At 48.3% G+C, this 13218-nt stretch carries 12 protein-coding genes; 8 read left to right on the plus strand and 4 right to left on the minus strand.

Going from position 1 to position 13218, the window contains the following annotated elements:
- Nucleotides 1-15: 15 nt before the first annotated feature.
- Nucleotides 16-1464, minus strand: a complete 1449-nt coding sequence (gene bepA, locus AC5SV9_RS18625; protein ID WP_475149375.1) for a beta-barrel assembly-enhancing protease — start codon at nt 1462-1464, stop codon at nt 16-18.
- Nucleotides 1465-1676: 212 nt separating this feature from the next.
- Between bepA and AC5SV9_RS18630 the strand changes: the two genes are divergently transcribed.
- A complete protein-coding gene (locus AC5SV9_RS18630) occupies nt 1677-2750 on the plus strand; it encodes an AI-2E family transporter (protein WP_134055339.1) in 1074 nt (357 codons plus the stop codon).
- Nucleotides 2751-2822: 72 nt separating this feature from the next.
- Here AC5SV9_RS18630 and AC5SV9_RS18635 read toward each other — a convergent pair whose 3' ends face one another.
- From AC5SV9_RS18635 to AC5SV9_RS18645, 3 genes are all read right to left on the minus strand, one after another.
- Nucleotides 2823-3926 (minus strand): PQQ-dependent sugar dehydrogenase, encoded by a 1104-nt coding sequence (locus AC5SV9_RS18635; RefSeq protein ID WP_475149378.1) that lies wholly within the window; start codon nt 3924-3926, stop codon nt 2823-2825.
- A 77-nt stretch (nt 3927-4003) separates the two neighbouring features.
- Nucleotides 4004-4468 carry a thioredoxin-dependent thiol peroxidase gene (bcp, locus tag AC5SV9_RS18640; RefSeq protein WP_475149379.1) on the minus strand — a complete coding sequence of 155 codons (465 nt, stop codon included), beginning with the start codon at nt 4466-4468 and terminating at the stop codon, nt 4004-4006.
- Nucleotides 4469-4480: 12 nt separating this feature from the next.
- Complete coding sequence (locus tag AC5SV9_RS18645) at nt 4481-5005, minus strand: glycine cleavage system transcriptional repressor (protein WP_475149382.1); 525 nt, start codon at nt 5003-5005, stop codon at nt 4481-4483.
- Between the two features lie 185 nt (nt 5006-5190).
- Between AC5SV9_RS18645 and dapA the strand changes: the two genes are divergently transcribed.
- The 7 genes from dapA to pheT all read left to right on the plus strand — a co-directional run bounded on the left by dapA (nt 5191) and on the right by pheT (nt 13217).
- Nucleotides 5191-6072, plus strand: coding sequence for a 4-hydroxy-tetrahydrodipicolinate synthase (dapA, locus tag AC5SV9_RS18650; RefSeq protein WP_475149383.1), 882 nt, complete (start codon nt 5191-5193; stop codon nt 6070-6072).
- Between the two features lie 42 nt (nt 6073-6114).
- Entirely contained in the window at nt 6115-7170 is a 1056-nt protein-coding gene (gene bamC / locus AC5SV9_RS18655) for an NlpB/DapX family lipoprotein (RefSeq protein WP_475149386.1), read from the plus strand.
- Nucleotides 7171-7326: 156 nt separating this feature from the next.
- Complete coding sequence (locus AC5SV9_RS18660) at nt 7327-7959, plus strand: YchE family NAAT transporter (protein ID WP_134055327.1); 633 nt, start codon at nt 7327-7329, stop codon at nt 7957-7959.
- Nucleotides 7960-7970: 11 nt separating this feature from the next.
- Nucleotides 7971-9026, plus strand: a complete 1056-nt coding sequence (locus tag AC5SV9_RS18665; RefSeq protein WP_475149389.1) for a DUF8605 domain-containing protein — start codon at nt 7971-7973, stop codon at nt 9024-9026.
- Nucleotides 9026-9721: a DnaA inactivator Hda gene (gene hda / locus AC5SV9_RS18670; RefSeq protein ID WP_475149390.1), complete on the plus strand. Its 696-nt coding sequence runs from the start codon at nt 9026-9028 to the stop codon at nt 9719-9721. The genes AC5SV9_RS18665 and hda overlap by 1 nt, the downstream gene beginning before the upstream one ends.
- Before the next feature lie 112 nt (nt 9722-9833).
- Nucleotides 9834-10814, plus strand: coding sequence for a phenylalanine--tRNA ligase subunit alpha (gene pheS, locus AC5SV9_RS18675; protein ID WP_134055321.1), 981 nt, complete (start codon nt 9834-9836; stop codon nt 10812-10814).
- Nucleotides 10815-10829: 15 nt separating this feature from the next.
- Complete coding sequence (gene pheT, locus AC5SV9_RS18680) at nt 10830-13217, plus strand: phenylalanine--tRNA ligase subunit beta (RefSeq protein ID WP_475149393.1); 2388 nt, start codon at nt 10830-10832, stop codon at nt 13215-13217.
- The last annotated feature ends 1 nt before the right edge of the window (nt 13218 follow it).

A 13218-nucleotide genomic window follows, 5' to 3' on the forward strand; every position in this document is an offset into this window, starting at 1 on the left:
AATTACTAGGCTGATTTACATACGACGCAAACGGTCAAATTCAGTTTGCAGCTGTCTTTTTTTAGCTTCCAGACGGCGGTTTTCCAGTTTCTCTTCCGGTTTTAAATGGTTCAATGCTTCGTTCAGATCGTCTATCGCTCGCGGATAATCTGCACGCTGATAACTCAGATCTGCACGCGCTTCATAAAAACGGGCAAAGTCTCCCACCGCTTTATAAGCTTCAGACAACAGATCGTACGCCAGGATATTGTCGCTTTTATAAAACAGCAGGCTTTTAAGTAAATGGATAGCCAGCCGGGGGGCACCGGATGTGAGTGCTGCATTGGCATAGTTTAGCGTAACGACCTGATTATTCGGCCGCAGCAGATACTGTTGCTCCAGCATATCCAAACAAAGCTGGTATTCCTTTTGCGCCAGTAAAATATCGGTATAAACGTCAATATAATATAAATTGTGTTCATCCTTTTCCAGCATCTGTTCGATAAGCTTACGTGACTGCTGCAGATCGCCTTTATCCAGTAGCGCTATTGCCAGACCGTACTGATTCGCTTTGGTATTACCGCCTGGCTCTGTCAGTTTTTTGCGAAAGACAGTCTCCGCATCATTTTTACCGTAATGATAGCGAGCCAGCACACGGGCTTTAGTCAGGGTAAAATCCTGGCTGTCGGGTATAAACCGCTGCTGGAATTGCTCGGCGCGTAAGCGGGTATCACTTACCCGGCTTTGTGATAGTGGGTGCGTTTGCAAAAATGCCAGTTGCTGGTTTACAAAGCGGCTTTGCTCAGACAATTTACGGAAAAAATTAGGCACAGCATAAGGGTCGAAGCCCGCATCTACCATAATTTGCATACCGATGCGGTCAGCTTCTTGCTCATTGCCGCGGGTAAAGTTGATGGCACTTTGCTGGGATGCACCCTGTGTTGCCATCATCGCCGCCATACCTGCTTCCGGGTTTACCGTTGCCAGTACAATAGCGCCTAAAATACCTGCCAGCGTCAGCGGGGCTTTCTGGCTCTGGGCTTCAACGAAACGGGCAATGTGACGCTGCGTAACGTGGGCGATTTCGTGCGCCATTACAGACGCGAATTCACTTTCGCTATCGGCTATTGCCAGCGTACCGGTGTGTGAGGTGACATTGCCGCCCAGTGTCGCAAAAGCATTAATGTTCTTGTTGTCAATCCAGTAGAATTTAAAAGGAAATTTGACATCATTTGCCCTGGCCACCAGGCGGTTGCCAAGAGAGTTAATATATTCATCCAGCAAGGGGTCATACACCATCGGTAAGCTGCCCCGGGTCTGGCGCATCATTACATCACCGAGCTGCTTTTCTTTGTCTGGCGTAATGGTATTAAAAGCGTTACCGCCAAGATCCGGTAAATCTGCGTGTGCAGATGGCATGGCTGCCTGTGATAATGCAGCCAGCAGACAAATGAGCACGGGCTTGTTTACTGCAGAGAATGTCATGTGAAAAACACCTGCCCCTGTTGTATTTAATAGTCACTAACGTAATGCTGACTTTGTCTGGATTTTTTGCGATTAGTTCCAGTTTGTCAGGGCGCTAACTTAACATATATTTTTTGCCAACAGACGGTTTAGCGCCAAATTCTCCGTTATCTTCGGTATACTGATGCGGACTCAGGCACTTTTGCCGTGTTGCCCGATGCTGGAGTTCTAATATGCTGGATTGGTTGAAAAAATGGTACGCCAATAAATTCTCAGATCCGCAAGTGGTCACATTGTTTTTGTTACTGCTGATCGGATTTATGGCGATTTACTGGTTAAGTGGCATTTTGGCGCCGGTGCTGGTAGCTATTGCATTTGCCTATCTGTTGGAATGGCCCGTGGTTAGGCTAACCCGACTTGGCTTGTCACGTTCTGTCAGTACCATTGCCGTTGTAGCGGGTTTTCTCGGGTTGGCAACACTGACCCTGATGTGGATTATACCCATTGTCTGGTATCAGGGGCGTAATCTGCTTCGGGATTTGCCGCAAATGATAGAGCAGGGGCGTAGTTACCTGCTGGAGTTACCGCAGTCTTTTCCCGGTATGGTTAGCGTAGAGCAAATAAATATTCTTATTCATTCAGTGGACGAGCGGTTGATGGTGTTTGGCCGGGATATGCTGCAGTTGTCGCTGGCTTCTATTGTCGATTTGGTTGCGCTACTGATATACCTTGTACTGGTGCCGATGATGGTGTTCTTTATGCTTAAAGATAAAGCGCAGTTAACGGCCAGCTTCGTACAACTGCTACCTTCTGAGCGTAAGCTTATCGGTCAGGTTTGGCATGAAATGAATGCGCAGATCATGAATTATATCCGTGGCAAGATACTGGAAATTTTTATTGTTGGTGCTGTCAGCTATGCCGTATTTGCTATTTTTGGTCTGAATTATCCGCTGTTACTTGGGGTATTGGTGGGGCTGTCGGTGCTTATTCCGTACATCGGTGCGGCAGTGGTGACATTGCCGGTAGCGCTGGTGGCTTTTTTTCAGTGGGGCCCGACGGCTGAGTTTGGTTATCTGATGCTGGCATACGGTATTATTCAGGCACTGGATGGCAATCTGCTGGTACCTATACTGTTTTCTGAAGCTGTCGATCTGAACCCGGTGTTTATTATTATTGCAGTGTTATTTTTCGGCGGTCTGTTTGGTTTCTGGGGCATATTCTTCGCTATTCCACTGGCTTCTCTGGTTAAAGCGACAATAAATGCCTGGTCAGAGCGCGCGCATCCACATAGCAATACAGCGATATAGAAATATAGTGACATAAAAAAACAGTGCGCCTGTTGGCGCACTGTTTTTTCAGTAAGCTTGTTACTGCTTGGGTTATTCGGTTGCCGGCATGATACGCAGTAGCTCGCCGTCTGAGCTGTCAGTCAGTATATACAGGAAGCCGTCAGGGCCTTGTTCTACATCGCGGATGCGCTGGCCAATCATGATGCGTTCCTCGTGCGTAACCTTATTACCATCGAGCTCTAACCTAACCAGCTGCCCAAATTTTAACGAGCCAACAAACAGGTTTTGCTGCCAGTAAGGGAACATGTCGGCAGTGTAAAATGCCATACCGCTTGGGGCTATTGAAGGTACCCAGTAATGCAGTGGTTGTTCCAGACCTTGCTGCGCAGTTTTACCGATAACCCCACCGCCATATTCTTCACCGTATGTAATTAACGGCCAGCCATAATTTTTACCCGGCTGGGCAATATTAATTTCGTCACCACCTTGCGGGCCATGCTCGTGGGTCCACAGCTGCCCGGTTTGCGGATGCAAAGCTGCACCTTGCATATTGCGGTGCCCATATGACCAGATTTCTGCTTTGGCGCCGTTCTTGCTGACGTAAGGATTGTCCTCAGGTACGCTGCCGTCAGTGTTAATACGGATCACTTTTCCTAAATGGTTATCCAGTTTCTGCGCCTGATCACGCTCGCTGCCTCTGTCGCCGGTTGTGATAAACAGCTTTCCGGCGTTATCCAGTACCAGACGGCTACCAAAATGGTGGCGGCTGTCGTATTTAGGTGCCTGGCTGAAGATAACCTCAACGTTGCTCAAACTGGCATCGTTCAATGTGGCTTTGGCTACCGCAGTACTGTTTTTGCCACCGCGGGGTTCACTGAAGCTGAAATATATCTGTTTGCTACTGCCAAAATCCTTCGCCAGGATCACATCAAGTAAACCACCCTGACCGCGGGCGTCTATCTCTGGTAAACCGGAGATGGCGGTTTTGTTTTTGCCATCAGCACTGAGTTTGACTAGACCACCGTTGCGTTCGGTAATCAGCATGCTGCCGTCAGGTAAAAACGTCATCCCCCAGGGGTGATTGAAGCCACTTGCCACAGTATCGAGCTGCAGTAATGCTTTTTCTGACTCAAGTGGGGCAGCATGTGCTGATATGGCAACAGCTGCTAGACATGCCAGTATATGTTTTTGCATATTTACTCCTTAACAGTGGCTGTCAGCAGCCATCGGGTAGTTGCTTTTATCGTGCAACGCTAATCTTTGCGTCCGGCTTAATTTAAGTAGTCCAGTACAACCTGATGATGATCTTTGGTTTTAAATTTGTCGAACACCTGCTCTATCTTGCCATCTTGTGCTACAAGAAAACTAATGCGGTGCAGGCCGTCATATACTTTGCCCATGAACTTCTTTTCGCCCCAGACGCCGTAGCTGTCTGCCACTTTATGATCTTCATCTGCTAACAACGTGAAATTCAAACTGTCGCGCTCGGCAAACTTTTTGAGTCTGGCAGGGCTGTCGGTGCTGATGCCAACTACCGTCACGCCTTTGTCCTGCAATTTCTGCTTAGTATCTCTTAAACCGCATGCCTGCACTGTGCAGCCAGGTGTCATTGCTTTAGGATAAAAATATATCAGCACGCGGTTAGTTTTTAACAGTTGACTGAGTGTAATCTGCTGCTCATCTTGATTTGTCAGGGTAAAATCCGGCGCTACTGCACCTTTTGCTAAATAAGACATTACTGCTCCTTTTCAGGTTTGGGCATGAAAGCTGCCTGTCAGATTCATTTCAGAGACCAGTGCCATGACGTCTGCTTCAATAGCCTCAGCCGGTTCACCTTCTGGCAGTTCCAATGTCATAATAGTATGCATCATCGTCTGACCGTCTGGCGCTGTTTTGCTCTCTGATTGCAAAGAGCCGATATAAACCTGCCGGCTTGCCAGCAATCCGGTAATACTGCCTAAAGTACCCACTTTGTCTGGCCCCTGGTATTCCAGTACATAATGCGCTGCTACCGCTTTACGCTGGTGCGCACTGGTACGTTTGGTCATCGTCGTCAGATCAAGTTCAAGCCCAAGCCCGGGCAGCAAATGCTCTATCCGGCTGATGGCCGCGGGGTCACCGGACAGCAGCATGATAAATGTAAATTCGCCGCCAAAAATAGCCATCCGACTGTCAATGATATTGCAATTACAGTCGGTAACTAAACGCGCCAGTTTGCTAACAATACCGGTACGGTCGGTACCGATGGCCGTTACTACAAGTTGTTGTGGCATAGTATAAAAACCCAGATGACAAACCAAATAATACAAGGCATGAAGTGCTGGCGCCAAGTGTAACATACCGCCAGATTATGTCATCCGTTTGTCCCGGTGCAGCCTAAACGCTTTTCGATTCTTGTGTTTACGCCAGTGTCTCTTTAACATAGGCGCCCTTATCGTTAAATGGGGCTGTATTGCATATGTTCAGAGGAAGTTGGGTCGCGCTAATTACACCTATGGTTGATCAGGGAATAGTTGACTATGACAGCCTCAAGCGTTTGGTTGATTTTCATCTGGAAAATGGTACACAAGGCCTGGTGATTATGGGCACGACCGGTGAAGCGGCTACCATAAGTTTTGCTGAGCAAATACAGGTGATTTCAGCTGTATGTGCGCAGGTTCAGGGCCGTATCGCTGTGATCGCCGGTAACGGTGCAAATGCAACTGCTGAGGCGGTCGAACGCACTAAAGCGCTGTCTGCACTACCCATTGACGGCTTTCTGACGGTAACGCCGTTTTATAACAAACCGATGCAAAAAGGCATGGTACTGCATTTTAATGCAGTGGCAGCCGCAACGGATAAGCCGGTACTGCTATATAATGTGCCGGGGCGAACCGGTGTAGATTTATTACCCGAGACCGTCGCTGAGCTGGCAAAAACGTCAAACATTGTCGGGATTAAAGAGGCTACAGGCTCGATGACACGTTTGACCGACTTACAACAATTATGTCCGGCCGATTTCATGTTGCTAAGTGGCGATGATGCCAGTGCGGCTGAGTTTATGTTAAAAGGCGGGCATGGTGTCATTTCTGTCACGACCAACGTTGCACCAAAACAAATGGCGCAATTGTGCCAGGCAGCGTGCAACGGTGATGCAGCTGACGCAGAAGCTATTGATAAAACACTTCAGGCGTTACACCATGATCTGTTCATTGAAGCCAATCCTATACCGGCAAAATGGGCGTTACACAGAATGGGGCTGATAAAATCAGATCAGGTGCGGTTACCTTTAACGCAACTTGAACCAATTCACGGCAGTATAATCGAACAGGCATTAACGCAGGCAGGTATTGAGTTCTAATCAGCACTAAAGCCGTATCGCACCAAATTTAGGAGTAGTAACGTGCAACATTGGATTAAAAGTAGTGTAGTAGCGAGCGTATTGCTGACAGGCTGTTCATTATTACAAACTGAGCAAGCCGAAACAGTCGGTCAGCCGGCAAGTGTACCTGAACTTAAAGTACCCGCAGGGTTAGAAGCACCTGCCAGACCAGCAAAGTATGACATTCCGGATACCAACAGAGCCGATACTGCCGTTGATATCCGTTCACCGGCTTTGGTTCTGGGTACGGCCAGCAGCAGCCGTGTAGAAGAAGGCGATAAATTGTCACGTGTCTGGTTTGATCGCAGCGATTATACCGGTGATTTGGTGCCGTTTCTAAAGCAAATGTTGCAAACACAGTTTGCTGAGCAAGGTATTGAGCTTACATCTGATGAGCAGGGGCTTAATTACACGACCGGCTGGATCGCCCGTTCGGAGGAAGAGGGGTTCTGGTTCTGGAAGTCCAGCCAGCAGCAGGAGCAGGCACGTTACAAAATTAGTATTGAACCTCGCCCACACGGACGCTCAGCAAGCGTTACCGTAACTATGCTGGAGCATCAGTATTTTACCCCGGACGCCAAGTTAAGCAAAACGGATACAAAGCGGCAGGAAGTCGCGTTGCTTAATCAGATCATTGACCGTATTGGTAAAGAAGAAATCATTATCGCCCGCGCTAATAAAGCTAAAGCACCGGATGTATCGCTAGAGCCGGGAATGGATGCTGAAGGTAACCCGGCGTTAGTCACGCCGCAGCCTATTGATGTCACCTGGTCTCAGCTGGAAGCGCTCTTTACCGAGCTAAACCTTGATGTAACAGATATTAACCGGTCATCGTATACTTACTACCTGAACTATCAGAAACCAGAGCCCGGCTTTTGGTCGAAAATCTGGGGTAGTGATACCAAACCCGTACTACCGTTACCAGATGGTGAATACCAGTTGGTATTAAGCCGGGCTGATAAACAAACCGCCATCAGTTTACGTGACAAGAACGGTACCAGCCTTGATGCGGAAACTACGCTGGCATTGCACGAGCCTTTTGTGCAGGCAATCCGGTTGGCTCGCATCGAACTGTAATATACTGCGTTCTGCACTTACGGCCGGTGTCCGGCCCGGGTAGCTTTAAGCATTGAAAGTCAAATGCCACCGAAGGGTGGCATTATTTTTCCATAACACATTGAAAGTGGCGCGCTTTTGTCATTACACTGCGAATGATAAAACAGGAGGTTGTGAATGCTGGAAATACAGGATTACCTGAAAATACTTATCGGGATTTTCGCCATTCTGAATCCGCTTGGAGCTTTGCCTCTGTATTTGTCGTTGACCCAGCACTACAATGCTGTTGAAAGACGGGCAACAGCAGCCAGCGCCGCTAAAGCAGCGACGATAATTTTGCTTATTACGTTGTTTTTCGGCGAGTTTATACTGAGCTTTTTTGGCATATCGGTAAACTCATTTAGAGTGGGTGGCGGCATTCTGATTTTGCTGATGGCAATTTCAATGTTATACGCACAAACCAGTAGTGCAAAAAATACTGATGCTGAGCGCGAAGAGGCAGAGCATCGCAAATCAGTCGCCGTTGTACCATTAGCGATGCCAATGCTTGCCGGGCCTGGCGCAATAAGCTCCATTATTCTGTATGCCAATCGTAGTGATGGTTGGCAGCATTACGCTATTATGTCTGCCGAGCTTGTGTTAATCGGTTTCGGCTTGTGGGCGTTGATGCGGTTGGCAGATAAAATTTCGGCACGTTTAGGTCAAACCGGGATGAATATTATCACCAGGGTGATGGGGCTTATACTGGCTGCTATTGCTGTAGAATTTATCAGTGCGGGGTTAAAAGGCATTTTTCCGGTACTGGCCTGAGGTAAAAAACAATGATCAAGATGTTACATCTTTTCAGTCTGCTGTGTGCTTTGTCTGGTATGGCTGTGCATGCAGGTCAGGTTGCCAATTTATATCATGCTGATGTCGCTGCTGAAGGTGAATGGCAACAGGACGCTTTAAAACAGGTGTTGATCCGGGTCAGTGGTAAATCTGATATAGCCGCTGCGCCTGAGTTGGAAGGCGAGTTTAAGCAAGCTTCTGCCTATATAAAACAGTTTGAGGCAATACGCCATGCTGATGGCAACCGCATGCGGGTACTGCTGGATGCTGTTAAGGTGAATCAGCTACTACAACAGAATAATGTTGCAGTCTGGGGCGCTCTTCGTCCGGATATTCTGGTCTGGCTGGTGCAACAGCAAGATGGAAACCGCAATTTTGTAAGACGCTCTGAGCAGCCACTAAATGCCGCGCTGCAACAGTCATTTGGTGAGGCGGGGTTGCCACTTTTACTCCCGCTGTACGATATGGATGACCTGTTGAACCTGTCCGAAACTGACGTCTGGGCCGGGTTTTGGCAGCAGATTAATCAGGCCAGTGTCCGTTACCGGCCTGATATCGTCGTGTTGGTTGCTGTCGATAGCACTGAGCAAGACGGTCAGCCCATGTTGCGGCTAAACTGGCAACGGCAGGAAAATGGCAGAACCTATCGTGATGAAATCATAGAAAAGGATGAAAGCAGCCTGATGCAAAGCTTTGCTGCCTCCTTGTCATCTCAGTTGGCGCAGCAGTATGCCAGTGTAATGTCAGCGCAGTCCGATAGTGATTATGTGCTTGAAGTTCAGCATCTTACTGATCTGCCCGCGCTGGTACAGGTTCAAAAATTATTACAGCAGATGGTTGGCGTATCTGAAGTGACAATAGTTCGCTATGACAGCGATAGCGCACAGTATAAATTAAGCACCAGTATCAGCGCCGACGGCCTGATGAACGCTCTGCGCTTTAACCCGCGCCTACGTGTAGTAGCAGAAGAAAATACCGCTGAGTATCAGTCACTGAATGCGGGTGAACAACCGGTATTTTCCCGATTTGAGTACGTTAAACCCTGATGCAACCACTACAGTACACGCTTGCCGTAACACTGCCGGAAGATGAAACGCTCGACAGCTTCTACGCCGCGGGGCAAAGCGAAGCTGTGGTTTTTTTGAAAAGCTACCTGCAGCAGCGTATGCAGCAAAGCCCGGTTTACCTGTTTGGCGCCAGTGGCAGTGGTAAATCGCATTTACTTTACGCGGCCTGTGTGCAAGCTCAGGAACAGGGCCTGACCAGCCAGTTACTGACGTTAGATGATTGCAGACTGTTAAGCCCAAGGTTGCTCGATGATTTGGAGCAGTTAGATCTGGTATGTCTGGATAATATTCAGGCGATAGCGGGTGATATCAGCTGGCAAACGGCAGTGTTTGATTTGTATAACCGTATGCAGGAACAGGGTAAAGCCTTAATTATCGTTGGTAACGAAAGCCCGTCACAGATGGGGTTGCAGCTGGCTGATTTGGTGTCCAGGCTGCAGGCTTGTACGGCGTTTCAGCTGCGTTTACTGACAGACGAGGATAAACAAAAGCTGCTGCAGCAGAAAGCACGTTTACGCGGTATGGAGCTGCCTGATGAAGTGGCACGTTATCTGTTAAATCATCAGGACAGGGACATCCGGGCGCTGGTCAGTATGCTGGATAAACTTGATAAAGCCACTTTAGTGCACCAGCGCAAGCTTACCATTCCTTTTGTAAAAGACATTCTTAACTAAAACAGCGCGTTCTTTGTAGAAAAAGTGCCTCAGCAGCCTGCGTTTAACCCGCATTCTGGTGTATCATTGTCGGCTTTGACACGATATAACCTTAGCTGCTTTGAGGACACGCATGAACCTAACAGCAATATTGGAAAATGCCTTACAGGCCGTAGCCGCCGCCGCAGATATTCCTGCGCTGGAAACTATCCGCGTAGAGTTTCTGGGTAAAAAAGGCAGCATTACTGAACTTTTGAAATCACTGGGTGCGATGGACCCGGAGCAGCGCAAACAAGCCGGTGCTGAGATAAACGAGCTGAAGCAAAAAGTGCAGGAGGCGTTAAACACACGCCGCGACTTGCTGCAGCACGAGCAACTGGCGGCTAAACTGGCACAGGAACAAATAGACGTAACCTTACCGGGCCGGACTCTGGAGACGGGTGGTCTGCATCCGGTAACCCGCACTATTGAACGTATTTCGTCATTCTTTGCTGAACTTGGCTTTGATATAAAACACGGCCCGGAAATCGAAGATGATTTTCACAACTTTGATGCTCTGAATATTCCGGAGCACCATCCTGCCCGGGCGGATCACGATACGTTTTATTTCAACCCCAAGCTGATGCTGCGCACGCAAACATCAGGGGTGCAAATACGCACTATGGAACAGCAGCAGCCACCACTGCGTATTATTTCCCCGGGCCGGGTTTACCGGAACGACTACGATCAAACTCATACCCCGATGTTTCATCAGGTCGAAGGCTTAATGGTTGATACCAACGTTAGCTTTACGGAGCTAAAAGGTATTTTGCATGACTTTTTGCATAACTTCTTTGAAGAAGACCTGCAGATCCGCTTCAGACCTTCGTTTTTCCCATTCACCGAGCCTTCAGCGGAAGTTGATGTAATGGGTAAAAACGGGAAATGGCTTGAGGTACTAGGTTGCGGTATGGTGCATCCTAATGTGTTGCGTTCTGTGGGTATCGACCCGGAAGTGTACAGCGGTTTTGCCTTTGGTATGGGCGTTGAGCGTCTGACGATGCTGCGTTACGGCGTAACAGATTTGCGCGCCTTCTTTGAAAACGATTTACGTTTCTTAAAACAGTTCAGATAAGCGGAGTTAATTTAGATGAAATTCAGTGAAGCCTGGTTACGCGAGTGGGTAAACCCAGCCATTGACACCAATACCTTATCTGAACAGTTATCCATGGCAGGTCTTGAGGTTGACGGTATTGAAACTGTCGCCGGTGAGTTCAGCGGCGTAGTGGTTGGTGAAGTCATCGAGTGCGGACCGCACCCTGATGCAGACAAACTGCAGGTTACAAAAGTCAGTATTGGTGAAAGCGAACTGCTGGACATCGTATGTGGTGCGAAAAACTGCCGTCAGGGACTAAAAGTTGCCGTTGCAACAGTTGGTGCTGTGCTGCCGGGCGATTTTGTTATTAAGAAAGCTAAGTTACGCGGTCAACCGTCACATGGTATGTTGTGCTCATTATCAGAGCTTGGCATGGCAGATGATTCAGACGGCATACTGGAGTTGCCGCAGGATGCACCTGTTGGTCAGAATATCCGCGACTATCTGAAGCTGGATGATCGTATCATTGAGGTTGATTTAACGCCTAACCGCGCAGATTGCCTGGGTATTAAAGGTTTAGCCCGGGAAGTTGGCGTATTAAACAAACTCAGTGTTAGCCAGCCGGCTATAACACCGGTTGCGGCGTCTGTTACCGACAAGAAAACCATCACGTTAAGCAGCCCTGAAGCCTGTCCAAGGTATTTAGGGCGGGTAGTGCGCAATGTTAATGTCAAAGCCGCCAGCCCTCTTTGGCTTACCGAAAAGCTGCGTCGCTGCGGTGTGCGTAGTATAGATGCAGTGGTAGATATCACTAACTTTGTGTTGTTAGAGCTTGGCCACCCTATGCATGCTTTTGATCTGGCAAAAATTGATGGAGACATCAATGTACGCTTGGCGCAGGAGGGAGAAAAGCTGGTTCTGCTGGATGAGAGTGAAGTTGTGTTAAAAGCCAACACGCTGCTTATCGCTGATAGCAGTAAAGCGCTGGCTATGGCGGGTATTTTTGGCGGATTACACAGTGGCGTAACGGCTGAAACCAAAGACGTATTTCTTGAAAGTGCATTTTTTGCACCGCTGGCTATTGCTGGTAAAGCCCGTCAGTACGGCTTACATACCGATGCTTCACACCGGTATGAACGTGGCGTAGACCCACAGTTACAGCATGAGGCAATGGAGCGGGCGACTGAGCTGCTATTACAAATTTGCGGTGGTGAAGCCGGCCCTGTAGTTGAAGCCGTTTCTGAAGCGCATTTACCCGAAGTGAAAACAATTAGCCTGAGCCAGGCGAAGTTAGCGCGGATCTTAGGTATCAGCATCGACAAAGCTGAAGTCAGTGCCATTTTCAGCCGTTTGGGGCTTGATGTAACTGATACTGCAGATGGCTGGCAGGTAACCGTGCCGGGTTACCGCTTTGATATCAGTATCGCCGAAGATCTGATTGAAGAAGTTGCCCGTGTCTACGGTTACAACAGCATTCCAAACCTGGCACCTAAAGCCAGTTTAAAAATGCGCACTTTCCGCGAAGCTGAACTTAACGTGCAACGTTTACGCACTGTTTTGGTAGACCGGGGTTATCAGGAAGCTATCACTTACAGTTTTGTTGACCCTAAAGTGCAGCAGGTGCTGTTTCCGCAACAACAGGCTTTAGTGCTGCCAAACCCAATATCGACAGATATGTCAGCCATGCGGTTGAACCTGTGGCCAGGTTTACTGCAAACCGTTATTTACAATCAGAACCGGCAGCAAAACCGGATCCGTTTGTTTGAGTATGGTTTAAAGTTCATTCCAGATGCGGCATCTGAAGGTGGCGTACGGCAAGTGCCGGTAATTGGTGGTGTTATTGTTGGTTCAATGCATAACGAACACTGGAATATGGAAAACCGTAACGCTGACTTCTATGATATCAAAGGTGATGTTGAAGCCTTACTGGCGCAAACATCTGCCACTGAGCAATTTCGTTTTGTAACCGCTGAACACAGCGCATTACATCCGGGGCAGACTGCAGCGGTATACCGAGCAGATCAGCACGTTGGCTATGTCGGTGCCTTACACCCTGAAGCAGAACGTAAACTGGGTATTAAAGGTAAAGCTTATCTGTTCGAGCTGGAAGTAGCTGCGCTGGGTTTACGCGAAATTGTACAGGCGCATGAATTGTCAAAGTATCCGGCGAACCGGCGGGATTTGGCAATAGTAGTTAAATCAGAGGTGCGTTTTGCTGATATAGCTGCTACTATTAAAAAAGTTGGCGGAAATCAATTAGTTGACCTAAAATTGTTTGACGTGTATACAGGTACGGGTGTGGCAGAGGGGTTTAAATCACTTGCCATTGCTGTTACCTTGCAGGATATAGCGCGTACCCTGGAAGATAAAGATATCCAACAGTTGGTAAATCAAGTAGTTAGCGCGCTTGGTGAAGAGTTCAACGCAACGTTGAGGGATTAAG

The sequence above is a fragment of the Rheinheimera sp. ATLC3 genome (assembly GCF_059429535.1).

Bases quoted from the DNA above. Each gene is read 5' to 3' on its own strand.
- AC5SV9_RS18660 (WP_134055327.1), top strand. From the start codon at position 7,327: ATGCTGGAAATACAGGATTACCTGAAAATACTTATCGGGATTTTCGCC.
- AC5SV9_RS18635 (WP_475149378.1), bottom strand. From the start codon at position 3,926: ATGCAAAAACATATACTGGCATGTCTAGCAGCTGTTGCCATATCAGCA.
- bcp (WP_475149379.1), bottom strand. From the start codon at position 4,468: ATGTCTTATTTAGCAAAAGGTGCAGTAGCGCCGGATTTTACCCTGACA.
- AC5SV9_RS18645 (WP_475149382.1), bottom strand. From the start codon at position 5,005: ATGCCACAACAACTTGTAGTAACGGCCATCGGTACCGACCGTACCGGT.
- pheS (WP_134055321.1), top strand. From the start codon at position 9,834: ATGAACCTAACAGCAATATTGGAAAATGCCTTACAGGCCGTAGCCGCC.
- dapA (WP_475149383.1), top strand. From the start codon at position 5,191: ATGTTCAGAGGAAGTTGGGTCGCGCTAATTACACCTATGGTTGATCAG.
- AC5SV9_RS18630 (WP_134055339.1), top strand. From the start codon at position 1,677: ATGCTGGATTGGTTGAAAAAATGGTACGCCAATAAATTCTCAGATCCG.
- hda (WP_475149390.1), top strand. From the start codon at position 9,026: ATGCAACCACTACAGTACACGCTTGCCGTAACACTGCCGGAAGATGAA.
- AC5SV9_RS18665 (WP_475149389.1), top strand. From the start codon at position 7,971: ATGATCAAGATGTTACATCTTTTCAGTCTGCTGTGTGCTTTGTCTGGT.
- pheT (WP_475149393.1), top strand. From the start codon at position 10,830: ATGAAATTCAGTGAAGCCTGGTTACGCGAGTGGGTAAACCCAGCCATT.
- bepA (WP_475149375.1), bottom strand. From the start codon at position 1,464: ATGACATTCTCTGCAGTAAACAAGCCCGTGCTCATTTGTCTGCTGGCT.